The sequence below is a fragment of the Mogibacterium sp. CM50 genome, from assembly GCF_000293155.1.
Classification (GTDB): Bacteria; Bacillota; Clostridia; order Peptostreptococcales; family Anaerovoracaceae; genus Mogibacterium; species Mogibacterium timidum.
Map to the genome: position 1 here is coordinate 169,579 of NZ_ALNL01000044.1, position 25,005 is coordinate 194,583.

At 43.9% G+C, this 25,005-nt stretch carries 19 protein-coding genes; 4 read left to right on the forward strand and 15 right to left on the reverse strand.

Going from position 1 to position 25,005, the window contains the following annotated elements:
* The first annotated feature begins 24 nt into the window (after positions 1-24).
* The 3 genes from trkA (at position 25) to HMPREF1152_RS08225 (ending at position 4,403) form a co-directional block, all read left to right on the forward strand.
* On the forward strand, positions 25-1,392 hold the full coding sequence (gene trkA, locus HMPREF1152_RS08215; protein WP_009644853.1) for a Trk system potassium transporter TrkA: 1,368 nt from the start codon (positions 25-27) through the stop codon (positions 1,390-1,392).
* Positions 1,393-1,454: 62 nt separating this feature from the next.
* Positions 1,455-2,864 (forward strand): TrkH family potassium uptake protein, encoded by a 1,410-nt coding sequence (locus HMPREF1152_RS08220; protein WP_009644607.1) that lies wholly within the window; start codon positions 1,455-1,457, stop codon positions 2,862-2,864.
* 66 nt (positions 2,865-2,930) lie between these two features.
* Positions 2,931-4,403: a TrkH family potassium uptake protein gene (locus HMPREF1152_RS08225; RefSeq protein ID WP_009644802.1), complete on the forward strand. Its 1,473-nt coding sequence runs from the start codon at positions 2,931-2,933 to the stop codon at positions 4,401-4,403.
* On the opposite strand, the gene rnr is transcribed toward HMPREF1152_RS08225, so the two are convergent.
* The 8 genes from rnr to nth form a co-directional block, all read right to left on the reverse strand.
* The gene (gene rnr / locus HMPREF1152_RS08230; protein ID WP_009644666.1) at positions 4,396-6,354 is read right to left on the reverse strand and encodes a ribonuclease R; all 1,959 of its coding nucleotides are present in this window, start codon (positions 6,352-6,354) and stop codon (positions 4,396-4,398) included. The genes HMPREF1152_RS08225 and rnr overlap by 8 nt on opposite strands.
* 65 nt (positions 6,355-6,419) lie before the next feature.
* Positions 6,420-8,390 (reverse strand): bifunctional 4-hydroxy-3-methylbut-2-enyl diphosphate reductase/30S ribosomal protein S1, encoded by a 1,971-nt coding sequence (locus tag HMPREF1152_RS08235; RefSeq protein WP_009644695.1) that lies wholly within the window; start codon positions 8,388-8,390, stop codon positions 6,420-6,422.
* Positions 8,391-8,412: 22 nt separating this feature from the next.
* The gene (gene eno / locus HMPREF1152_RS08240; RefSeq protein WP_009644660.1) at positions 8,413-9,693 is read right to left on the reverse strand and encodes a phosphopyruvate hydratase; all 1,281 of its coding nucleotides are present in this window, start codon (positions 9,691-9,693) and stop codon (positions 8,413-8,415) included.
* A gap of 85 nt (positions 9,694-9,778) precedes the next feature.
* Complete coding sequence (gene tpiA, locus HMPREF1152_RS08245) at positions 9,779-10,540, reverse strand: triose-phosphate isomerase (protein WP_009644851.1); 762 nt, start codon at positions 10,538-10,540, stop codon at positions 9,779-9,781.
* Positions 10,541-10,554: 14 nt separating this feature from the next.
* On the reverse strand, positions 10,555-11,739 hold the full coding sequence (locus tag HMPREF1152_RS08250; RefSeq protein ID WP_009644795.1) for a phosphoglycerate kinase: 1,185 nt from the start codon (positions 11,737-11,739) through the stop codon (positions 10,555-10,557).
* A gap of 77 nt (positions 11,740-11,816) precedes the next feature.
* Positions 11,817-12,830, reverse strand: a complete 1,014-nt coding sequence (gap, locus tag HMPREF1152_RS08255) for a type I glyceraldehyde-3-phosphate dehydrogenase (protein ID WP_009644849.1) — start codon at positions 12,828-12,830, stop codon at positions 11,817-11,819.
* Positions 12,831-12,884: 54 nt separating this feature from the next.
* The gene (gene trmL / locus HMPREF1152_RS08260) at positions 12,885-13,355 is read right to left on the reverse strand and encodes a tRNA (uridine(34)/cytosine(34)/5-carboxymethylaminomethyluridine(34)-2'-O)-methyltransferase TrmL (protein ID WP_009644714.1); all 471 of its coding nucleotides are present in this window, start codon (positions 13,353-13,355) and stop codon (positions 12,885-12,887) included.
* Positions 13,356-13,539: 184 nt separating this feature from the next.
* On the reverse strand, positions 13,540-14,196 hold the full coding sequence (gene nth, locus HMPREF1152_RS08265) for an endonuclease III (protein WP_009644605.1): 657 nt from the start codon (positions 14,194-14,196) through the stop codon (positions 13,540-13,542).
* Positions 14,197-14,328: 132 nt separating this feature from the next.
* Between nth and HMPREF1152_RS08270 the strand changes: the two genes are divergently transcribed.
* Positions 14,329-14,988, forward strand: a complete 660-nt coding sequence (locus tag HMPREF1152_RS08270) for a GntR family transcriptional regulator (protein WP_009644808.1) — start codon at positions 14,329-14,331, stop codon at positions 14,986-14,988.
* Positions 14,989-14,991: 3 nt separating this feature from the next.
* Here HMPREF1152_RS08270 and HMPREF1152_RS08275 read toward each other — a convergent pair whose 3' ends face one another.
* The 7 genes from HMPREF1152_RS08275 to ftsY all read right to left on the reverse strand — a co-directional run bounded on the left by HMPREF1152_RS08275 (position 14,992) and on the right by ftsY (position 24,993).
* A complete protein-coding gene (locus tag HMPREF1152_RS08275; RefSeq protein WP_009644748.1) occupies positions 14,992-15,921 on the reverse strand; it encodes a serine aminopeptidase domain-containing protein in 930 nt (309 codons plus the stop codon).
* A gap of 246 nt (positions 15,922-16,167) precedes the next feature.
* Positions 16,168-18,693: an ATP-dependent chaperone ClpB gene (gene clpB, locus HMPREF1152_RS08280; protein WP_009644835.1), complete on the reverse strand. Its 2,526-nt coding sequence runs from the start codon at positions 18,691-18,693 to the stop codon at positions 16,168-16,170.
* Positions 18,694-18,808: 115 nt separating this feature from the next.
* On the reverse strand, positions 18,809-19,546 hold the full coding sequence (locus HMPREF1152_RS08285) for a site-2 protease family protein (RefSeq protein WP_009644779.1): 738 nt from the start codon (positions 19,544-19,546) through the stop codon (positions 18,809-18,811).
* Between the two features lie 47 nt (positions 19,547-19,593).
* Positions 19,594-20,907, reverse strand: coding sequence for a tRNA (N6-isopentenyl adenosine(37)-C2)-methylthiotransferase MiaB (miaB, locus tag HMPREF1152_RS08290; RefSeq protein ID WP_009644716.1), 1,314 nt, complete (start codon positions 20,905-20,907; stop codon positions 19,594-19,596).
* A 3-nt stretch (positions 20,908-20,910) separates the two neighbouring features.
* A complete protein-coding gene (gene plsY, locus HMPREF1152_RS09455) occupies positions 20,911-22,782 on the reverse strand; it encodes a glycerol-3-phosphate 1-O-acyltransferase PlsY (RefSeq protein WP_009644810.1) in 1,872 nt (623 codons plus the stop codon).
* Positions 22,782-24,104, reverse strand: coding sequence for a ribosome biogenesis GTPase Der (gene der / locus HMPREF1152_RS08300; RefSeq protein ID WP_009644837.1), 1,323 nt, complete (start codon positions 24,102-24,104; stop codon positions 22,782-22,784). Before der ends, plsY begins: the two co-directional genes overlap by 1 nt.
* Positions 24,097-24,993, reverse strand: coding sequence for a signal recognition particle-docking protein FtsY (ftsY, locus tag HMPREF1152_RS08305; protein ID WP_009644632.1), 897 nt, complete (start codon positions 24,991-24,993; stop codon positions 24,097-24,099). Before ftsY ends, der begins: the two co-directional genes overlap by 8 nt.
* Between the last annotated feature and the right edge of the window lie 12 nt (positions 24,994-25,005).

The window sequence follows — 25,005 nt, forward strand, 5'->3', positions numbered from 1 at the left end:
AATTATTAGACAGGAAGGCAATAAATGAAAATTGCAATTATTGGCGCTGGTAAGCTTGGAATCAGGCTTACTGAAGCTCTGTTGGATGGCGATTATGACATAACGGTTGTTGATAACAACGAGAAAAAGCTCGACATTCTTTCACAACAGTTTGATGTATTTACCGTTCTGGGAGACGCTAAGACTATCGAACTTCTCAACAGGATTGACGTGAAAACATTCGACTTTCTTATCGCTACCACTACTTCTGACGATACAAATATTCTCGCTGCTTCTTTTGCCAAGATTCTCGGCTGCAAGAGAGTTATCGCCAGAGTGCGTGAACCCGAACACATGAATCAGCATGATTTCCTCAGGGAGCACTATAACATTGACATGCTCATCAATCCTGACCTGTTAATAACTTCGGAAATCTACAGGTATCTGGTTGAAAAATACACCTTGAGTAACGGAATTTTCACATCGAGAAGCATTGCTCTGATTGAATTTGAGGCTGACAAAAAGCAACAGCTGATCGGGAAGTCACTGATTGAATTCCGAACAATCATGCCGGATATGATGATGGTCGGCATATCTCGCAAGGGCAAAATGATAATCCCTCATGGAAGTACCGTTATAGAAGCTCATGACCTGCTCTACCTCATCGGCGAAAAAGAAAATGTCTTCGAGCTTGCAAGCCGCGTTCACACCAAAATACATCGTTCTTCCGTCCAAAAGGTAATGATTATCGGCGGCGGAAAAACCGGATACTATCTTGCCGACAGACTTTCGGAATACGGCGCATTCGTCAAGCTCATCGAAAGAGACAAGGAACGTTGCCATTATTTGGCTAATCGACTTGAGAATGTAATGATTCTTCACGGAGATGGTTCCAACGTAGGACTCCTCACCGAAGAAGACATGGATGAAATGGATGCATTCGTAACTGCAACCGGTTATGACGAAGAGAACCTGCTATTAGCTCTCATGGCAAAGACTCACGGCATAGAGGATGTTATCTCAAAGGTAAGCCACGATAGCTATACGGAGTTGATTTCCAAGCTAGGAATCGATGTCGTACTCAATCCCCTGGACATAAGTGCTACAACTGTTCTCAGGCTGATCAGGGGCGCCAAAAAGGTTATCTCATCTGTCCTTCTGCAGGGTCAGGCAGAGCTTATGGAGGTGTATGCTCAGGAAGGTATGAGTATGATAAATGTTTCGCTTAAGGATTTGAAGCTGCCGGATTATATAATCATAGCAGCTATACACCGCGGAATGGAAACTATCATCCCTGACGGTAATACGAGGATAAAACCGGGTGATCGTGTGACCATCGTCTGCATGATCTCCAACATCGGATATGTGGAAAAGTTGTTTAAGCCCAATATCAGGCTAAATATTCTTAAGTAAGTGCCATGTGTAAAAGAGTTATCAATATCATCGGGAAATTACACTTTATAATCGGAGGTAGCATGATGCTACCTCTATTCGTTGCGTTTATTTACAAAGAATATTCCTCAGCGGTTGCGTTCACAATTGCTCTCGCTATATCAATAGCTCTCGGCATCGTTGCTTCTGGCGTATTTGGACGGGATACACATTCTGAATCGTTAAGATACACCGACAGTTACTTTATCGTTACATACGCATGGATTATGTCGTCTATCCTTGCTGCAATTCCATTTGTCATTCAGGGATCCATTCCAAATATCATCGACGCTTTTTTCGAAATGTGCTCAGGCTTCTCAACTACTGGCGCAACGATACTGACAAATGTCGAAGCACTTCCAAAATCCCTGCTGTTCTGGCGTTCGGAAACCCAGTGGCTTGGAGGCATGGGAATTATAGTATTGATGGTTGCGCTTGTACCTAATCTAGGGGTAAAGGCGCAAAACGTAGCAAGTGCCGAAACACCGGGACCTACGGTTACAAAGCTTACTTCCAGATTTTCGGACACAGCACGAAGCCTCTACATCGCCTATTTCCTTCTCACGATAGCACTTACCACCCTGTTGCTTTTAGGAGGAATGAATTTATATGATGCAGTTGCCCACGCATTTGCTACGATGGCAACCGGAGGCTTCTCAACATATAACGATAGTATTGCACACTTCCACAGCTACTACATTACGTGGGTTATAACGGTATTCATGATAATCGCCGGCACTAACTTTAACCTGTTCTTCACTATGATATTCGACAAGATCAAAACTGCGCTTGCCGATGAAGAGCTCAGGTTGTATGGATGTATACTGGCTGTATCTGTGACACTGATTAGCATAAGTCTCATGATGCAGGGCGGCTACAGTCAGATATCAAAAACGGTTACTGATGCGGCATTCCAAGTTTCGACGATGATATCTACTACGGGATACGCAACCAGAAACTTCAATCTCTGGCCGGCATTTTGTAAGATGGTGCTGATCATGGTTATGTTTACAGGCGCAATGAGTTCATCGACTGCAGGTGGAATTAAGCTTATCCGAGTGCTATCTATTTTTAAAATGATCAAGCGTGAGGTTCGTGTCAGATTGCATGATAATGTCATCGATGATGTAAAATACAACGGCACCAAGATTTCAGGCGAAGTGATGATGTATATGGTATCTTTTATCATCACATACTTCTTCACTCTGGCTGCAGCCACGATGCTGATTTCACTCAGATCTAATGCAGATTTGCTTACCGATTTTACGGCTGTTTTATCATGTGTAAGTAATGTAGGACCCGGACTTGCACAGGTCGGACCAATAGAAAACTTCCATTTCTATAATGATTTTGCGACATTTATTCTGGCTCTCGTAATGATAATCGGAAGACTGGAGCTGAGCACATTTCTTATAATGTTCTCGCGTCACTATTGGAACAGAAATCGCGTATAGATATACGTATAGATCATATAAGTATAGTAAGATTAAGAACAGGTTACAGTTACAGCAGAGGCACAGATGATTAACAAAGAAAAGAAATTCGTCCTTCACATGATATTCGCATCAATGATGATATTCGGAGCATTCATTGTTCCGGCTGTCTTACTGTGCGTCAGATATCATGATTATGACGAATTTATAAACATAGGAGCAATTTGCGTTACAACATTAGCTATCGGATATGTTGGTCAAAAGGTTTTCTATTATGATGTGACTCGCATGAATTCTAGAATATGCTTCATGACAACAATTTTTACATGGCTCACTATGGTATTTATCACCGCTATTCCGTTCTACCTCAGCAGACTCAATCTATCGATTATTGACTCTCTGTTTGAATCCATGGCCTCGTGGACTACTACAGGTGTCTCGCTTGTTGACGCGGAAGCAATGCCGATCGGCTTACAGATGCTGCGCGCATCGTGCAATTGGATGGGGGGATTAGGAATTATTGTTTTGGCTCTTAATTTCCTGCCAACGTGGCATTTTGTAGGTAGAACACTTGTACTTACTGAGATTGCAGGTCCGGGATTTCTTAAGAGCAACACGACATTTAGAAAAACTTATCGTAGAGCTCTCGTGATTTATATAACTCTCACCGCTCTGCAGTTTTGTTGCCTACACATTGCAGGTCTAAATCTCAGTGATTCGCTGATTACATCCCTCAGCAATATCAGCACGTCGGGACTTGTCAATTTAAATAATGGAAATATAATTGGCTATAATCTAGCAATTAAGGTAATAATTTCAATGTTTGCGTTTCTGGGCTCAATTAACTTCTCTGTTTTGCTTCTCATATCTATGAGAAGATTTAGAGATATCGCAAAAGGACCGGAACTCAAGCTCCACACTGTACGAATCCTGGTTACTTCAATCATTATTACTTGCATCCTCTTCTTCACATACAATAGAGGAATGTATGTGTTCAAAGATTTTTGCACGACTTTAATGCAGGTAATATCATATTTCTCAACTGCCGGTTACAAAATTACGAATACTGGCAGTTGGCCTGCATCATCGGTGGCGATTATACTTATGCAAATGTTCATCGGAGCATGTGCTATATCTTCCGGTGGAGGTATTAAGGGCGCTCGCGTAATAATAGCCTTCAAGACATCCACAAGCACGCTTTATCACCATATCCACAAGAATGCAATAAGACCGGTGAAGTACGCCGGAGTTCCACTCCAGCTCAACACACTGCTGCGCTGCAACCTTTATATTGTAATATTTATAGTAACCTATCTGCTTGGAGCACTGGCACTATCTATTAACCTTGATCTCAGAACTTCACTAAATACCTCGATTGCTATGCTCACCAACACAGGTTCATATATTGGTCAAACTGCAACCCCGGGTGTACTGGATAACTACACGTCGGCATCCAAGATCACCATGATGTTCTTGATGCTTGCCGGAAGGCTTGAAATTTACCCAGTGTTGCTGATATTCTTCAAAGGCTTCTGGAAGAATGATACTGATATCAGATAATATCAAAATCTATATATCCGTCTTCAGGCACTACCTCGGACACCTTGATTCTGACAGGTTGTCCGAGTGTTATTGTCTTGCCGCTTACCTCTCCCACAGCAGTATAAGTCTTCTCATCAACGATATAATATTCATCTAGCGAGTCAAAGCTGACAAAGCCTTCAACGGTGTTAGGCAGTTCTACATAGATGCCATGAGCCCTTACCCCGCTGACAATTCCATCGAATTCTTCACCAAGATGCCCCTGCATGTAGAGAATATGATAATATTTCGTAATTTTACGCTCAAGCTCCATTGAATTGCGCTCTGTTTCCGAAATATACTTGCACACATCATCAAGCGCATTCATATAATGACCTTTAACACCTATATATTTGCCTTTATGTATCTGATCTTTGATAGCTCTGTGGACAAGCAAATCCGCATATCTTCTAATAGGGGATGTGAAATGACAGTAGTATTTGAAGGCTAAGCCGTAATGCCCCAAACACTCTGTTGAATAATTAGCTTTCTGCATCGTCCGAATCATCACTCTGCTTACCAGAGGCTCTTCCGGCTTTCCGGCAATGGCGCGCAGCACGTTGCTCAACTCTTTTGTTTTAATAGAATCAGACTTGCCATTTATTGTAATCCCCAATCCAGATAAAAAACTTCTTAGCTCTTGCATTTTAAGCGCATCAGGCTTTTGATGTACGCGATATACAAACGGTACCTTTGCCCAGAAATAATGCTCTGCGACAGTTTTATTAGCTACAAGCATGAATTCCTCAATCATCCGATTGGCAACCCTTCGCTCATAAAGTTTGATGTCAGTCGGTTTTCCATCTTCGTCAAGAATAATCTTAGACTCCGGTAAATCAAAATCTATACTGCCGTCTCTCTTACGTCGCTTGTTCAAAACCTTAAACAGCTCTAATGCGTCGAGAAGCATCGGATAAATATCGCTATATCTTTCAACAAGTGCACTATCACGATACTCAAGAATATCTGAGATATCATCATATATGAGTCTATAATCAGATCTTATGATTGACTCATCTATATCATAGCTTGTCACGTGACCGTCTTCATCGATCTCCATTGAAGCTGTGAGAGTCAACCTATTCACTCCCGGATTCAAGCTGCACTCACCATTTGAAAGCCTTTCAGGAAGCATAGGAATTACCCTATCGGGCAAATACACGCTATTGCCGCGAGACAGAGCTTCCATATCAAGAATTGTTCCTTCGCGTACATACTCAGCAACATCGGCTATGTGCACTAATAACATAAAATTTCCGTTTTCAAGCTTAGATACTGAAATTGCGTCATCGAAATCACTTGAATCTGCACCATCGATGGTTATCGTCTTGATGCTGCGATAATCCTGCCTATAAGAAGTGGGAGCAATTTTAACACCATTAGCAACAGCTTCAGCCTCATTTATTACCTTATCTGAGAAGTAGGGGTTTATACCATAATCGGCAATATGACTTAACACAAATTCATCTTCATCACCGGCTTCGGCAACTATCGATTTTACTTTACCTTCAGCCATGTAGCCTGCCTTAGGATACTTGATAATTTTGGCTTGAACAACATCGCCAATTTGTGCTGCCCCAATATTTTTCTTTGAAATTGATATCGCATCATCGTTAGAGCTAATCGGCTCAATCAATAACAGACCACGTTCCATAATAAGGTGTCCAACGACAACCTGACAGCTGCGCTCTATAATCTTGATAATTTTCCCTTCAAATGCTCCTCGCTTTCTGAAGTTTTCATGCGCCTTGACTCTCACAAAATCACCATTCATCGCCCCGTTCATATCACGGCCGGAGACAAAAATGTCATCACCATCTTCCGGGCACACAAAACCGAAGCCACGCTTATTCTTGACCAGCCTGCCTTCTAATATTGTTGCATTTCTATTGTGTTGTCGTGGTTTTCTAATTTTTCGTTTTCTAGACATTATACCCCTACATTCAAATACAAAAATAAGGCCGACATAAGCCGGCCTAAATAATCAAACGATCATTATTCTTCTGTTGCTTCCACTTCAGACTCTTCCTCATCACCGAGTAAAGCCTTAATGCTCAAGCTGATTCTCTTTCTATCTACGTCGATCTCCATAATCTTAGCAGTGATTATCTTCCCGAGCTCGAGTTCATCAGAAACATTCTCAACTCTTCTGTTAGCAATCTCAGAGATGTGAACCAGCCCATCAAGACCGGCCTCAAGCTCAACAAAAGCACCGTAGTCCTTAATCTGAACTACCTTGCCCTCAATAACCTGACCAACCTCGTACTTCGAGCCGACAAGGGACCAAGGTTCAGGTTGAGTCTGCTTAAGTCCAAGAGAAATCTTTCCTTTCTCCTCGTTAAGAGCAAGAATCTTAACATTGATGATATCTCCGATGTTAAGAACCTCCTTAGGGTGCTTCAGCTTACCCCAAGAAATCTCAGAAATATGAAGAAGACCGTCAACTCCACCAATGTCTACGAAGGCACCGTAGTCAGTGAATCTCATAACCTTACCCTCAACGATATCGCCAACATTCAGGTTTGCCCAAATCTCCGCAATCTGCTTGCGCTTTTCATCAACTAGTACAGCCTTTCTTGAGAAAACTGCTCTATTACGCTTGTTGTCAACCTTGATGACCTCAACATCTACTGTTTGTCCCAGGAATTCATCGGCATTTTCAACATATCTGTCCGATAGCTGAGATAGAGGAATAAATCCCGATATCTCCTTATACGCAGCAATAACTCCGCTATTTACGGACTTGACCAACTTAACAGAGATAATCTCCTTGTTAGCCTGTGCTGCAGCAAGTTCCTTGAAGTTCTCGTTCATCTCGAGTCTCTTCTTGGACAGAAGAATTCCACCTTCGCCATCATCGGACTTCATTACCTTAGCCTGGATCTCATCTCCCTCTTTGAATAAGTCAACTAGAGTCTGTCCAGGCTCTAGAGTAACCTCACTCTTCTGAAGGATTCCGTCCTTCTTGCATCCGATATTAACGATTACCTCATTATCCATTACCTGATGCACAGTTCCATCAACAATTTCTCCAGGTCTTGGTAGACGCAAAGAATTCTCAATGTCATCCATAAAATCCAACATAGGATTATGATCAACATTAGCTGTGACATTTTCGCTCATACTAGCAATAACCTCCTTAATAATCCATTCGGGTGTCGAGGCACCCGCAGTTATCCCTATTTTATTATAATTGTGTAATTCTTTCAACTCTAAATCTGAAATATCCTGGATAAACATTGCGTTTTTACAATTATTATTTGTTATTTCATATAATTTTTTTGAATTTGAACTGCTTGGGTCGCCAATAACCACCATACAATCGACTTTCGCCGCAAGTTCTGCACAGCTTTCCTGTCTATCCCTTGTAGCGTTACATATCGTATTCTTTATCTCATATGGAATCGCAGCTTCATCAAACACCTCAATTATCGAATCCAGCAGTTCTCTTCGAATAGTAGTCTGGCATACTACAAGCGGAATTTGATTTACACAGCAATTCTTTGCATAATCACGAGCTTCTTGAGCATTTCCCAATATAATGGCTGTGTAATTACACCAACCGTTAGTTGCTTTCACCTCCTGATGATCAGCGCTTCCAACTATTATCACCGGCCTACAGTCTAAATAGGCTTTATAAACAAGTTCATGAATCTTCTTTACGAATACGCAGGTAGTATCTACGAGCTCTATCCCGTAATTTTCCGCCTTGTCGTAAAATTCCTTCGGTTCACCATGCGAACGCACTATAACAACGTCACCCGATGTCGCCTCATCAAGCGATGAAATCATACATACGCCCTTAGAAGCTACTTTGTTGATGACAGCTTTGTTATGGATCAGATTGCCGCACGTATAAGTTGTGCGGCAATCCCTTTTCGCTTCGTCTATTCGTTCAAAGGTCTTGTCAATGGCTTTCTGCACGCCGAAACAAAACCCTGAATGTTCAGCTCTTATAATCTCCAACTGTCCCCCTAATCCGCAAGGCCTAAAAGCACTTTACTCCCGGAAACTTAGCCCCCTTACCAAGCTTATCTTCGATTCTTAACAGCTGGTTATATTTTGCAACTCTATCAGTACGAGCAGGGGCTCCGGTTTTAATCTGCAAAGCATTCACAGCAACCACAAGATCTGCAATAGTCGTATCCTCAGTCTCTCCGGATCTGTGGGAAACGATCGCATTATATCCATTCTTCTTAGCAAGAGCGATTGCCTCCAGCGTTTCAGAGATACTTCCAATCTGGTTAAGCTTAATAAGAATTGCATTGGCACAACCAAGCTCGATACCCTTTGCAAGCTTCTCAGGGTTAGTAACAAAAAGATCATCTCCGACAATCTGAATCTTGTCACCGAGGTTCTCTGTCATGAGCTTCCAGCCATCCCAATCATCTTCGTCCATTCCATCCTCTATAGATGCAATCGGATATCTGTCGCAAAACTCAGCCCAGTTCTGAACAAGCTCAGCAGCAGTGAACTCTCTTCCTGACTTTGGCATCTTGTAGAATCCTGTCTTGTCAGTCTTCCAACCACTAGCTGCAGCGTCAATTGCAATTACAAAATCCTTTCCCGGCTCGTATCCGCTGTTCTTAACTGCTGCAATTATGTAATCTAAGACTTCAAATTCATCTTTTAAATCAGGTGCATAGCCACCCTCATCTCCAATTCCTACAGAGTATCCTGCATTCTTGAGATCTTTTCCAAGCTGATGATAAACCTCTGCACACCATCTGAGGCACTCCTTAAAAGAAGGCGCTCCAACAGGCATAATCATAAATTCCTGCACGTCTACGGTGTTGGATGCATGCTCTCCTCCATTTAGAATATTCATCATAGGAACCGGAAGGGTATTCCCATTAATTCCCCCGAAGAATCTAAAAAGAGGAATCCCGAGAGATTCCGCAGCAGCCTTTGAGCAGGCGAGAGAAACAGCGAGTATAGCATTGGCGCCAAGGTTGCTCTTGCCCTTAGTTCCATCTGCGTCAAGCATAAGCTTCTCGATAGCATATATATCCTGCGCATCCTGTCCAACAAGAAGATTGCTGATTTCTTTGTTTACGTGATCAACAGCCTTAGTTACACCTTTACCGCCATATCTCGATTTATCAGCATCGCGGAGCTCAAGCGCTTCGTAAATACCTGTAGATGCTCCACTGGGAGTATCTCCCACAGCTACTGTCCCATCAGCTAACCACACCTCAGCCTCCACAGTCGGATTACCCCTGGAATCTAAAATCTCTCTACCAATTACCTTAGTGATTACAGTTGACATATCATACCCTCCGTTAAATTAATATACAAATCTCAAAGCTATAGCTTTGATGCAGCACGACTTACAAATAACAATTATGCGTATATTATTGAAGCTTATTTGCCGCCTTTGCAATCTCCATGAACGAGTCGACCTCAAGGCTTGCACCTCCGATCAAGCCGCCGTTAATATCCGGTTTTGCCAGGAGTTCAGGAGCATTTGACGGCTTCATGCTTCCACCGTACTGGATAATCAAAGTCTCTGCAGTTTCTGCTCCGTACATACCTTCTACCATCCCTCTTATAAAACCGCACATCTCTTCAGCCTGTTCCGGCGACGCTGTTTTACCGGTACCTATCGCCCAAATCGGCTCATAGGCAATAACAACATCGGAAACCTCCGCTGCTGAAAGCCCATCAAGATCTTCAGCAATTTGGCCACTTACAAACAGCATAGCGTTTCCTGCTTCCCTAATCTCAAGGCTCTCTCCGACGCAGAGAATTGGGGTTATGCCCGCATTGATCAATGCCTTAACCTTAAGATTAACCCTGCTGTCAGTTTCACCAAAATACTCTCGTCTCTCTGAGTGACCGACTACACACATATCGACACCAAGCTCCTTGAGCATAGGCACGGATATCTCTCCTGTAAATGCCCCGCTCTTCTCATAATGAACGTTTTGAGCACCAACCCTAATACCTGTTTCGGAAAGCTCTTTCTTAAGCGTCTCAAGCTGCGTAAACGGAGCTATAATCACGAGCTGTTCAGGGTGCTCGATATATTCCCCCTTAAGCTGTACAGCAAACGCTTTTGCCTCCGCTATGGATTTATTCATCTTCCAGTTGCCGGCTATCAAATATTTCTTCATAAAATTCTCCTACCTTATTTATCACTGAGGCATGCGATACCGGGAAGCTCCTTGCCCTCCAAGAACTCTAAGCTGGCTCCCCCGCCTGTAGAGATATGAGTCATTTTGTCTGCCAATCCAAAGGAGGTTACTGCGGCTGCCGAATCTCCGCCTCCGATGATTGTTGTTGCATCAATAGACGCCAGACATTCAGCAACAGCTCTGGTTCCTCCGGCAAATGCAGACATCTCAAACACTCCCATAGGCCCGTTCCAAACAACTGTCTTGACCTTTGTAAGCTCTGCACAGTAAAGCTTCACTGACTCCGGTCCTATATCCATTCCCATCATATCGTCCGGAATCTTATCCACCTTAAATATTCCGTGCTCAGCAGCATTGTCGAAGGTTTTGGCAGCAACTACATCTATCGGAAGCAGTAGCTTGACCCCCTTTTCAGCAGCTTCTGATTTTATCCTGCCTACCAGTTCATATCCTTCTTCGTCGAAAATCGATGTGCCTATATTATACCCTTCAGCTTTGAGGAATGTATATGCCATTCCTCCTCCGATGAAAAGCAGGTCAACTTTGTCGATAAGGTGTAGAATTACCGGAATCTTATCCTTAACCTTTGCTCCTCCCATTATCGCTGCAAGAGGTCTCTTCGGAGACTCAATTGCGCTGCCGAGAAACTTAAGCTCCCTCTCGATTAGAAATCCGGATACGGCCGGAATATAATCAGCAATTCCGGTAGTTGACGCATGTGCACGATGCGCGGTTCCAAAGGCATCCTGTACAAATACGTCACCAAGTGCCGCCAGAGCTCTGGCAAATTCCGGATCATTTTTTGTCTCTTCGCTCCTATATCTTACATTCTCCAGCAATGCAACATCAGAAGCATCTAAGCTGCTGACTGCCTCATAAACACTGCCGTCAACTACCGAATCTGATGGGATAAAGCTAACAGCCGTTCCCAGCTTTTCTCCAAGTCTTTCAGCTACAGGAGCTAGCGAGAATTCCGGCTTAGGCTCTCCCTTAGGTCTGCCTAAATGGGATAGCAACACAATCTTTGCACCATTTTCACGCAGATAGTCGATGGTTGGAAGCGCAGCAACTATCCGAGTCTCGTCGCTGATTTTTCCATCAACGAAAGGAACGTTAAAATCGCACCTAACTACAGCTGTTTTACCAGCCCAATCTATATCCCTAACTGTCTTTTTCATAGCATGTACCTCGCTTGTACAAAATAAACGATATGCCGCGCAATATGCACGGCATTATCTGATTGAGATGTCTCCGATTATTTGTTATCAACATTGCTCATGTGCTGAATCAACCTCAGCAGCTGAACACTGTATCCGAATTCATTGTCATAGAATGTTATGAATTTAAAGAACTTGTCGTTGAGCTCAATTCCCTCTCTTGCATCGTATATACAGGTGCAAGGATCACCGATAAAATCGCATGACACAACCTCGTCATCAACATATTCGATGATGCCTTTAAATTCATTCTCGGAAGCTTCCTTTACCTTTGCACAAATCTCCTCGTATTTTGCGGAATTCTTTAATATCAGATTGAGGTCGATTACGGAAACGTTAGCGGTAGGAACGCGATATGCTTTTCCTGTCAGTTTACCTTCCAGCTCCGGAATTACAAGTGATACAGCCTTTGCAGCGCCTGTCGTTGTCGGGATGATGTTGTTAAACACCGATCTTCCCGTCCTCCAATCCTTCATCGACCTTGCATCGACAACCTTCTGCTTAGCAGTTGCAGCGTGAATTGTCGACATAAGCCCCTGTTCAATACCCCAGTTATCATTGATTACTTTACAAAGTGGCGCAAGGCAGTTGGTGGTGCAGGAAGCGTTTGAAACCACATCAAACCTGCTATCATAATCCTCATGATTAACACCGAAAACATATGTAGGTGTAGCCTTGTCCTTCGCAGGGGCAGAAATAATAACTTTTTTAGCGCCGGCGTCGAGGTGTGCCTGGGCCTTATCTGTTGTGTTATATGCACCGGTACCCTCGACAATGTACTCAGCGCCGCACTCGCCCCACGGAATATTTTTAGCATCATCTTCGCTAAATACCGGAATATTCTTGCCGTTAACCACGATTCCGTCATCATACTTTTCGATAACTCCAGGGAACCTACCAAAGGTCGAATCGTACTTCAGCATGTAGACGATATAATCTAGATCGGAGTTACGCCAGTTAATACCTACAATCTCGATATCGTCCATATCAAGTGCTGCTCTCATGACGACTCTCGAAATTCTTCCGAATCCGCTAATACCGACTTTAATCATTTTTTCCTCCTTAACATTCGAAAAAGATAGCCATTGCTTTTTTAATGAATAGTACTATAGAAGCTCCGGGAATCCGTTTTGACGGAGAGCTTCAAACAAAACGATGTTGACTGAATTAGCGAGGTTGAGTGACCTCAGTCTCGTATTCTCACTCATAGGAATCCTTATGGCTGAATCCCGATTCTCACTTATAAGCTTCTGTGGAAGGCCGGCGGTCTCTCTTCCAAATAAGAACATATCGCCATCCTTATACTTGAAATCCGTATAGATGCGATCGCCATGAGTAGTCGAGAGAAACATCCTGGCGTTAGGGAATTCGCCTAGAAATGCCATAAGACTACCATGAACAACTACATCGACGTACCTCCAGTAGTCGAGTCCTGCCCTTCTCACAGATTTCTCATCTATACTAAAGCCAAGCGGCTTCACTAAATGAAGGGTTGTGTTGGTAGCAGCGCAGGTTCTCGCAATATTGCCAGTATTCTGCGGTATCTCCGGCTCCACTAAAACAATATGGAATGACAATATAAACTCCTCTAAACTAATATCCATCAACAAAAATATAATATCAGTTAAACATTGTATTTTCAATGATGCATTTATAAAATCGAGACGTCAATGTCTATTTATGTAATTGAGACGTCAACACGCTCAAGTTGCAATTTTCGGAGCCTTACGTAGTCTCATAAATATTAAACAGAGTATTAAATTATTTTTGATTATATTTACACTTATCCGCTATACAGCAGCTTTCACATTTTGGTTTTCTAGCCGTGCAACAACGCCTGCCGTGGAATATAAAAACATGGTGCATATGCGACCAGCGATGTTTCGGAATAATCTCCATAAGAGATCGTTCCGTCTTTAAAACATCATCCTCATCAACCAGCCCAATCCTGTTGGTAACTCGGAATACGTGCGTGTCGACAGCAATATGTTGCTCTCCAAAACCGACAGAAAGCACTACGTTAGCAGTCTTGCGGCCGACGCCAGGGAGCTTTTGAAGCTCTGTAAAATCCTGTGGTACAACACCGTCATACTCGGAACATAGAAGTTTACCGATGCCCACAAGATTCTTCGCCTTATTCTTATATAACCCCAGCTTTTTGATTATGTCCTCTACGTCATTTATGTCAGCAGCTGACAGGTCAGCAGGTTCATGATATGTACTAAACAGCTCAGGGGTCACTGTATTCACACTGGCATCAGTCGTTTGAGCTGATAAAACAACAGCCAGAAGCAGATGGAATATAGAGTCATGGTGAAGCGCACATCCTGCATCCGGATATTCAGCTTCCAGTGTGTCGAGGACTTCATTTATCTCATCTGAATTCTTAAAATATTTTATTGGTTTAATCTTCTTCATTTAATTAATTTAATTCTATATATTGATTGATTGACTTTTTGTATGCTCTCACTATAATTGTATACTGATAGTACAAATGCATAGATTGTATACTTGTACGATATCGGTACTAATCTCAGGAGGTAAGTAATAATGATGACAAACCCAGGAATCGAAAGCAACCAGCCGCTATCCAACACGCTTTTTGTACAGATACAAAAAGATATATTAAGCGGCAAGCTGCCGGCAAACTCCAAGCTGACGGAACAGGCCGTTTGCAAGCAGTACGATGTCAGCAGGACTCCGGTTCGTGAAGCCTTTAGACAGCTGGAGTCGGATGGTCTAATCGAGAACATCCCTAACCGCGGTGCATACGTAATCGGCCTTAGCAGTCGCGATATATCTGATCTGTTTGACCTGCGCAGAACCTTTGAAGTCAAGGCTGTCGAATGGGCAATCGAGCGTATGGACGACAGTGAAATTGATACTCTGCGCGAGAATATCGAATTCATGGAATTCTACACTCTCAAGGCCGATGTCGAAAAGGTGCTGCAGTTCAATTCCGCATTTCACAACATCATCTATAAAGGTACCAAGAATCGCATGCTGTACCAGACGTTGTCGTTATATCAGACATATCTCAAGCATTCAGCACCTGCAAAAACTTTTAACGACGGTTACCTCAGAATTATTCTCGATGAACACAAGGCTATATTCGAGGCATTCGAAACCAAGAACCCTGCTGCAGGCAAAAATGCCATGGACTATCATATGCAGCAAAGCAAGCTTCGCAGAATGTCTCACCTCTTCTAGGTGCTATCCCATCCGGCTGAGCTTCTGCTCTATCCAAGCGATAATATCCTTTGTCACGCACGCTTTGCAGCTATCGTGCAGTATATCGTGATAACAGTCTTTGTAAAGCTTATACGCTACCTCGTTATGCCCCTTTTCGGTTAACATGGCAGCTATTTTCATCACAGCATTTCCGCAGCCGCCACGTTGGTCCTCAGCACCGGCAACCATATAGATTGGAATATCCGGAAGCCTGACAATCCCTTTTTTGCTCCTCAGCTCCTCAATAACTCGAATCATCTCCCTGTATGCCGATGCGGTAAGCATGCACCCGCAATTGTCATCCTGAATGTACTTATCAATTTCTTCTCTGACCTTGCTAACCCAATAAAAATCGCTGTAAACGTCACCGCCTCCGAGCTTGGCAGTCTGGTACATCATGTTGTGAACGCTTTCAGAGAATGAGTTATATCCCTTTCTCATGATGTGGTTGTTGGCGTTCATCTTGATGAAGCTGATACCGCCGGGGATCTCGAGATTTTCCATGGATACAATCATGGCGATGTTGCCATATCTTATTGTATAGAGCTCACTGAGCATTGCGCCAAATCCGGCTCCAATTATTATCCTTGGAATATCTTCGCCGACTTCATTTGAGACTTCCCGGAACAGCGAGTCGATGTCGCCGAGCAGTCCCTCATAGGAGTTCTTGCGCAAGCCAAAGCAGCCCGGATGTCCCTGTTTGCTCATCCCATGTCCGATTAAATCATTTCCACATACATAGAATCCCGCATCGTTGAGCGCCGAAGCGAATTCTCTGTAGCGAAGACTATGTTCGCTTATGTCGTGCACTATCTGAACTATCGCTCGCGGATGGACGTTGGTGAATTTGAAAGAAACAACCTGGCCCTCACCGTTAGCCGCTCTCCTGTATAAATCCCTGTATTCCGACATATGCCCCCCTTATGAATAAATATAGAAGGTGTGCGGTCTACGCACGCTTGGTAATTAGTAATTACTAATTAAAAATTATTATAGCAGCTATCGCGCAAGGTCGATTATGCGCGGATAACATATCAAGTATAACATAAGAGACAGGTGCAATAAAAACACCTGTCCCATGCTGCAATTATCATTTTAAAAACTTTACCTGTCTGCTATACAGCAGCTACGCTGAATAGTGCACGGTTTGATTCCAAACTAACGAATATCAAACATAAGCCCATTATCCGAGACGTCAACTTCTATCGTCTGACCATCGACTACCTTGCTGCCTATTATCATCTCAGCGATTTGATTCTCCAGGTTGCGCTGTATGTAACGCTTAACCGGTCTGGCGCCAAACTCCTCGTCATATGACTCCTTAGCTATATAGCTGCGGGCTTCAGGTGACATTTCAAGCTCAATGCCTCTATCCTTAAGCCTTTTGACCAGTGACTCAACTGTCAAATCAACGATTTTCTCAATCTCCTCCAAATTTAACGACTGGAATACGATAATATCATCGATTCTGTTGAGAAATTCCGGTCTGAAGAACGACTTCAGCTGAGATTCCTGAAGGTTAGAGGTCATAATTATGATCGTGTTCTTAAAATCTACTGTTCTGCCCTGATTGTCTGTCAATCTTCCATCATCGAGGAGCTGCAGTAAAATGTTAAATACATCAGGGTGAGCCTTCTCAATTTCATCGAACAGAATAACGCTGTACGGTTTCCTTCTGACTGCTTCAGTGAGCTGTCCGCCCTCATCATAGCCGACATATCCCGGAGGAGAGCCCACAAGTCTCGACACAGTGTGTTTCTCCATATACTCCGACATATCGATTCTAATCAGATTTTTTTCTGTGTCGAACAGAGTTTCAGAAAGCGCCTTTGCCAGCTCAGTCTTACCCACGCCGGTAGGTCCGAGGAATATAAACGAACCGACCGGACGATTCTCATTCTTAAGACCGGCCCTTGCGCGCAATATCGCTTCAGATACGGCCTTAACACCTGCATCCTGTCCGATTACCCGCTTATGCAGAATATCGCCTAAATGGAGCAGTTTTTCGCGTTCTGATTCAGCCAGTTTACTGATGGGAATTCCTGTCCATTCGGAAATTACCGACTGAATTTCTTCTTCTCCCACTTCCTCGCGCAGCAGTCTATTTTCGCTTGATTGCTCAGTCTTCTCCTTGAGTCCCTCTATCTCCTTCTCGAGTCTGGGCAAATCACCGTATCTAAGCTTTGCGAGCTTCTCAAGATCATACTCTCTCTCAGCTGTTTCTATCTGATGACGAATCTCCTCTAATTCAAGCTTCTTGTTCTTGAGTTCCTGAATATTCTTTTTCTCGTTAGACCATTTAGCGGTCAGCTCGTCATTTTCACTCTTTAGATTAGCGAGCTCTTCGCTTATTGCTTCCAGCCTTACCTTGCTCGCCTTATCGTCCTCCTTGGATAACGCTTGCTGTTCTATTTCAAGCTGCATGATTTTACGTGATATCTGATCGAGATCTGACGGCATGCTGTCAATCTCGGTTCTTATTCTGGCAGCTGCTTCATCCATCAAATCTATCGCCTTGTCCGGCAAATATCGGTCGCTTATATACCTGTTTGAAAGTGTCGCACAAGCGATAAGAGCATTGTCCGTGATTCTGACACCGTGATGAATCTCAAATTTCTCCTTCAGTCCCCTAAGTATAGAAATCGTGTCCTCAACAGTAGGTTCGTCTACCATTACCTTTTGGAATCGTCTCTCAAGAGCTGCGTCAGTTTCTATATATTTCCTATATTCATCAAGTGTAGTCGCTCCGATGCAGTGCAGCTCTCCTCTTGCCAGCTTTGGCTTAAGCAGATTTCCCGCATCCATAGATCCCTCTGTGCGACCTGCACCAACGATATTATGAATCTCATCTATGAACAGGATAATGTTCCCGTCAGATTTATCTATCTCATTTAAAACAGCCTTGAGTCGCTCTTCGAATTCTCCGCGGTACTTAGCTCCCGCAATCAACGAACCCATATCGAGCGAGAATATCGTCTTACCCCTCAGGCCATCCGGTACGTCACCATTGACTATTCTCTGCGCCAATCCCTCTACTACGGCAGTCTTGCCGACTCCAGGTTGTCCAATTAAAACCGGGTTATTCTTGGTTCTCCTCGATAGAATCTCGATAGCTCGCCTTATTTCCACATCCCTGCCAATAACCGGATCCAGCTTCCCCTTCCTAGCTGCATCAACAAGATCGATGCCATACTTATTAAGAGCATCATAGGTGTCTTCCGGATTCTGATTAGTCACTCTCTGGTTACCTCGAACCATCGTTAGAGCTCTCATAAAATCATCCTTGTTGATACCGTACTTTGTCAGGATTCCGTTAACTTCGGAGTTTTTGGAATCAATAATTGCCAGATACAGGTGCTCAACACTGACATAATCATCCTTAAAATCTCCGGCGATTTTTTCAGCTTTTATAAGGACGCTGTTGAGTTCAGGACTCATGTATACCTGCCCATTACCGCCACTAACCTTTGGCATCTTCTCAAGATTTTTCTCTAAATCAGCCTTTAGCGCTCTCACATCTACGTTCATAGCTTCAAGAAGCTTAGGAATCAATCCGTCGCTGTCGCTTATTATTGCGTAATGTACATGTGCTATCTCTAACTGCTGATGCCCGTAAGAAGTTGCTAAATTTTGTGAATCGAGAATGGCACCCTGCATTTTCTGCGTATATTTTTCAATATTCATTGCCTTCCTCCTCATTTAATATTTCATGATCCAAGTCTCACTTGCTTACAAGATAAATTTAGCACTCGTCTGTGACGAGTGCTAATAATTATCGTGATGAAATTGTGAAGAACTTCTATGCTAATATAATCCCTGTAAGCAGCGTTGAATAAACCGAACTGGTCAGTGGATACAGTATCCTGCTGACTACCCCGAATAACAGCAACAACAATAAAACCAATCCGCCATACTGATACACTGTGTAGTACCAGCCGGTCTTGCGCAGATTAAACAGCTCCGTAACTAAACCGAACCCGTCCAGCGGCGGAACGGGGATGAGATTAAATATCATCAGTGTTATATTGATCATAACGACGTACAGCAGAATCTTGACAGCTAACCCCTGTACAGAATCTGTCAATATAACATCTCTGCCCCAAAGGTTAATCGCAAATCTGGATATGAAGGCGAATACTATCGCTATTATCAGATTCATCGTTACACCCGCGACGGATACGATAAACTCGTCTAAACGAGGCCTCTTATAATAACGATTATCTATTTGTACTGGAACACCCCAGCCGAATCCGCAAAAGATAAGCGCAAAGAAACCAAACGGATCAATGTGCTTTGCCGGATTAATTGTCAATCTGCCTTGTGCCTTGGGTGTCGGGTCTCCAAATGCATTTGAAGCAAACGCATGGGCAAATTCGTGGAACGAAAGCCCCACCACTATGCCCGGCAGCGTCAACAGCATATTGAAGAAATACGTCTTGGGATCTTTAAGTCCGCCATTTAAAAAGTTAGTAATCAGAAGCAGGATTAATATAATACCCGGTCCTGACCGCAATAAGCTGCTAAGTTTATCTCTCATATAAATATTCCTTTTTGTATTATTATTCTTAAGTGGCAAATAAATAGCTAGGCCAGAATTCCATCTATGCTGAACGTCTTGCAGTCTGTAATCCTGACATCGACAAGCTGACCTGTGATATCCCTTCCGGACGAGATATTAACCAGCTTGAAGCCATCAGTTCTTCCCGAATATGCGTTTTCGTCCTTACGACTCGCTCCGTCCACGAGCACCCTTACAGTTTGATCAGTAAGCATCGAATTGTTGCGCAGAGAACATTCGTTAACCACCTCGTTTAGGCGTTCAAAACGCTCGTGCTTGATATCGTAAGGTATCTGATCTGTGTAACCAGCCGCAGGAGTGCCCTCACGAGGCGAGTATATAAATGTAAATGCTGAGTCGTATCCGACATACTCGACTAGCGACAATGTCTCCGCAAATTCATCTTCTGTCTCCCCCGGAAAGCCGACTATGATGTCTGTGGTGATTGCAATATCCGGGCATGCAGCTTTTAGCTTGTCAATAATTTCGATATACCTATCTCTGTCGTATCTGCGATTCATGCGCTTCAGTACAGTGCTGCTGCCCGACTGAACAGGTAAATGGATGTGCTTACACAGCTTGTTACAAGTGCGGAAGCAATCTATCAGATCGTCTGAAAGATCCTTGGGATTGGATGTCATAAATCTGATCCTCTCAATTCCTTCAATCTCGTTAATATATCTGACGAGTGTTGGGAAATCATTGCCTTCGCCGTCCTTAAAGGAATTTACATTCTGTCCCAACAGCATAACCTCCAACACACCGTCAGAAGCCAGCTTTTTAACTTCATCGACAACATCTGCAAGCGACCTGCTCTTTTCTCTGCCGCGAGTGTATGGAACAATGCAGTAGGTGCAGAAGTTATTGCAGCCGTAAGTGATATTTACAAGCGCCTTATGCTCATAAACCCTCTTAGGTTCCTTTTCATCCGGAATTACAGGGCTGTTTGCGGTGATGGAAAACTGCTTTTTGCCAGTTGCTATTCTTGAATTGAGGAGCTTCGGAAAATCACCAATTGTCTGTGTACCAAACACAACATCTACCCATCCAAAGCTCTTCTTGATTTCCTCCTGCACGCGCGGCTGTTGCGGCATGCAGCCGCAAACACAGACGATTCGGGAATCTTTATTTTCATCTCTGCGTTTTTTAAACTGTCCGAGCATGCCGTAAAATCGCTTATCAGCATGCTCGCGGACGCTGCAGGTATTCATGACTACAACATCCGCTTCATAAGGATCAGCAACAAATTCGCATCCCATGCCTTCGAGCATACCGGCGATATTCTCCGAGTCGTGCTCGTTCATCTGGCATCCGAAAGTAATAATGTGATATTTTTTCATGTGTTATTTGTTCTCTTGTTTCCTATCTCTGTTCATCAGCAGTTCAACTGCATCGCGAGGTTTGAGGTTGCCATCTATCACACTCTTGACGGCATCTGTAATCGGCATCTCTATTCCCAGCTTAGCCGCCAGCCTGCTAGCGGCCTCGACTGTATAGAAGCCCTCAACTGTAGTCTTGATCTCGGCGACCGCTTCATCCGGTGTCATTCCACCTCCGATAAGCAACCCGCACCTTCTGTTTCTCGACAGATCGGAGGAGCATGTAACCATGAGATCTCCTATTCCTGACAGCCCTGCAAAAGTCTCGCTCTTGGCACCCATCGCTTCTCCAAGCCTGGAAATCTCGTGGATACCTCTTGTCATCAGAGCAGCCTTGGAGTTATCTCCGAATTTCATGCCGTCTGCAATACCTGTGCCAAGTGCAATTACGTTCTTAAGTGCACCTCCAAGCTCGACCCCGAGAATATCATCGCCGGTGTACACACGGAAAGTCTTACTCATCAGTATGTTCTGAATTTCCTTGGCCGCATCATCGTCATCAGACGCAGCAACTACTGTAGTTGGGTAGTTGCGGACGATTTCCTCAGCATGCGAAGGTCCGGAAACTGCGACATATCTGTTATCAACTAAGGACTTTGCAATTTGAGACATAGTCTTAAGAGAATCGTTTTCGATCCCCTTTGCAAGATTTACAAGAATAGCTTCCTTGTCGATATACTTTGCAGATTTCTCGATAACGCGTCCAAACTGCTGAGCAGGAATCGCAAATATAACTATGTCACGTTTACTTACCCCTGTACGCAGGTTCGAGGTGAACCTGATGCTGTCAGCCAGCTTGGCTCCCGGCAAATACTTCTCATTTACCCTAGTCTCTCGAATCCTGTTAATATCTTCCTTGTTACGGCCGTAGATCGTAACTCTATGGCCGTTATGCGCGATTACATTCGCAATTGCGGTACCGAAGCTGCCGTTTCCAATCACTGCTACTTTCTTCTTTGCCGAACCCTTGAGCTGTGGTATCTCAACGTCCTTGTAATAATCTGCCGCCGAATCCAAAACCTCAACCCTGGTGTGGTTGATCGATGTTGCCTCGTTGACAAGCTCGTCCCTGGAGCCGGACGCCAGTATATCATCATGTACCGAGTCAGTGAGCACCATGTCTTCATCTTTATCAAATTTATCGAGATTATCGTGAGCCTTCTCTATATTCATGCTTGATTCTTCACCGGGAGCATCGAAGCTTTCGTCTGTATCTGTATTAGATTGTGCTGTGAGCTTCTCTCTGATTCTGGAACCAATGCTCAGCTCCTTCTCCTCACCATTCATCAGTCTCTTGATATTACCGCGGTGAGTGAACAATATTACAAGTGCCATAAGGATGGCGATTGGTAAATCCTTCGGGTAGTAATACAGCATTAACAAAGGATACATGAGCGCTGCAGTAATTGAACCAAGAGACATCTTCTTGGATACTCCGGCAACTATAACTGCAATAAGAGCAGCTGCAAAGGTACTTGGCCAATTGATAGCCATGGCAGCACCTATAAAGGTAGCCACCCCCTTGCCACCCTTGAATTTAAAGATAACAGGATATATATGCCCGATAACAACAGCTGCAAATGCTAACATCGCACCGAGATTATTAAATCTTCCCTGTGCTATTGTTACAGCCACGAGGCCCTTGAGTATATCTATTACAAGAGTACAGGCCGCAGCCTTAGTTCCCAGAACTCTGAGCACATTTGTAGTACCGGCGTTGCCGCTTCCTGCCTTCTTGATATCGATTCCGTAGAAACGACCAATTAATGTAGCCGGCGATATATTACCGATGAGATATGCAATTACCACCATTATAGTCAGCGATACATAATTCATTAATTATCTCCCTTTTTCTCATTGAACAAGAACTTGATGGACGTTCCTTCAAAGTCATATGCCTCACGCAGCTTGTTCTCCAGATACCTTGAGTACGAGAAGTGCATAAGCCGGCGCGAATTTATATTGAACGAAAACAGCGGCGGTCTGGAGCCAATCTGACTCGCATAGTAAATCTTGAGACGTTTGCCCTTGTCTGAAGGCGGCTGCCTCATCATAACTGCATCCTCGATAATGCTGTTGAGCTTACCTGTTGTGATTCGCCTCGACCTAATATCCTCAATCTTAGCTGCTTTGTCTATTATGTCGAAAACCCTCCTGTTCTCCAGTACTGATACAAAGAGTATCGGTGCATATGACACGAAGCGGAGATCCGCTCTGAGCTTGCGTTCATAATCTCTCATGGTGTTAGTTTCTTTTTGGACAAGATCCCACTTATTAACGACAATCATAAGGCCCTTGCCGGCTTCATGAGCAATACCCAGAATCTTCTTATCCTGCTCTGTTAAGCCTTCGGCTGCATCAATCATCATTATGCAAATATCACACCGCTCAACGGATGCAACAGCTCTGATGACACTGAAATGCTCGATTGAATCGTTGACCTTGCTCTTGCGTCTCAACCCGGCTGTATCTATCAGAGTGTATTCTTTATCATTATACGAAAATGGCGTATCAATCGAGTCACGGGTAGTTCCTGCAATCGGCGAGACAATTACGCGCTTTTCGTTTGTGAGTGCATTTACAAGTGAGGATTTACCGACATTAGGCTTCCCTATAATGGCAATCCTGGTTGAATCCTCATATCCATAAAGCTCATCGTCCGGGAAGCCTGTCACGATTGCATCGAGCAGGTCACCCATATTGAGCATGTTGACCGAGCTGATAGCGATTGGTTCGCCAAATCCAAGCTCATAAAAATCATATATATCGTCACCAAGCTTGCCCGGATTGTCAACCTTATTGACAACCAGTATGACCTCCTTGCCCGTCCTTCTGAGGATATCAGCAACGTCATGGTCGGCAATGGTAAGACCTTCCTTGCCATCAACCATGAAAAGGATAACATCGGCGAGCTCCATAGCCGTAACCGCCTGCTCCCGCATCTGTGAGAGAATGATATCGCCGGTATTTGCTTCAATACCGCCCGTATCGATAATGGCAAATTCACGTCCGTTCCATTCAGTCTCGGCATAAATCCTATCGCGAGTTACTCCCGGAGTATCTTGCACTATAGCCTTGCGCTCTCCAATTATTCTGTTGAAGAAAGTAGATTTTCCTACATTAGGCCTCCCTACTACAGCGAGTATAGGTTTACTCATCAAAAATACCTCCTGCAAATTCCTGCGGATCGAACTCCTTGAGGTCATGCATACCTTCACCTACTCCAATGAACTTGATAGGCAGATCGTACTCGTCCGTCACCGTTATAGAGATGCCTCCCCTCGCTGTACCGTCAAGCTTGGTAAGTATGATGCCTGTGATATCAGCAATTTCACTGAATTCCTTGGCCTGACTGATAGCATTTTTGCCGGTTGTCGAATCGAGAACTATAAGAGTCTCACGTGAAGCATCAGGATACTCACGTCCAATGATCTTATCCATCTTTTCAAGCTCTTTCATAAGATTTGTCTTATTCTGAAGCCTCCCGGCCGTGTCGCATATGAGCACGTCGATATTGTTGGCTTTAGCTGACTGAACAGCGTCATATATTACCGCAGCAGGGTCTGTACCCTCATCGTGGCGAATTACTCGCACTCCTGAGCGATTTCCCCACTCAACCAGCTGGTCGGCAGCCGCCGCACGAAAGGTGTCCGCAGCTGCGAGCAAAACGCTCTGACCGCGCTCCTTGAAATAGTTGGCAAGCTTTCCTATCGAAGTCGTCTTGCCGCCGCCATTGATCCCGATCATAAGAATCACAAGCGGATAATCTGCCGATAGTTTGTTGCGTTCGCCCTTGTCCACAATTTCGGCAATGACATCAGATAGAGCCTTCTTTATTTCGTCCGGCTTGGTCAGATACTTGGCATTGACGCGCTTTTTTAGCATATCCATTATCTTTTCTGTGGTTTCAATACCAATATCGGAGACAACGAGCGATTCCTCAAGCTCTTCATAAAACTCCTCGTCGATATTAGGGTTCCCGACGATTACGTTTGTAACTCTCTCTGTAAATTTTTTAAATGTACTCTTGTCTTTGAAAAGTCCCATGTTTATCCTTTC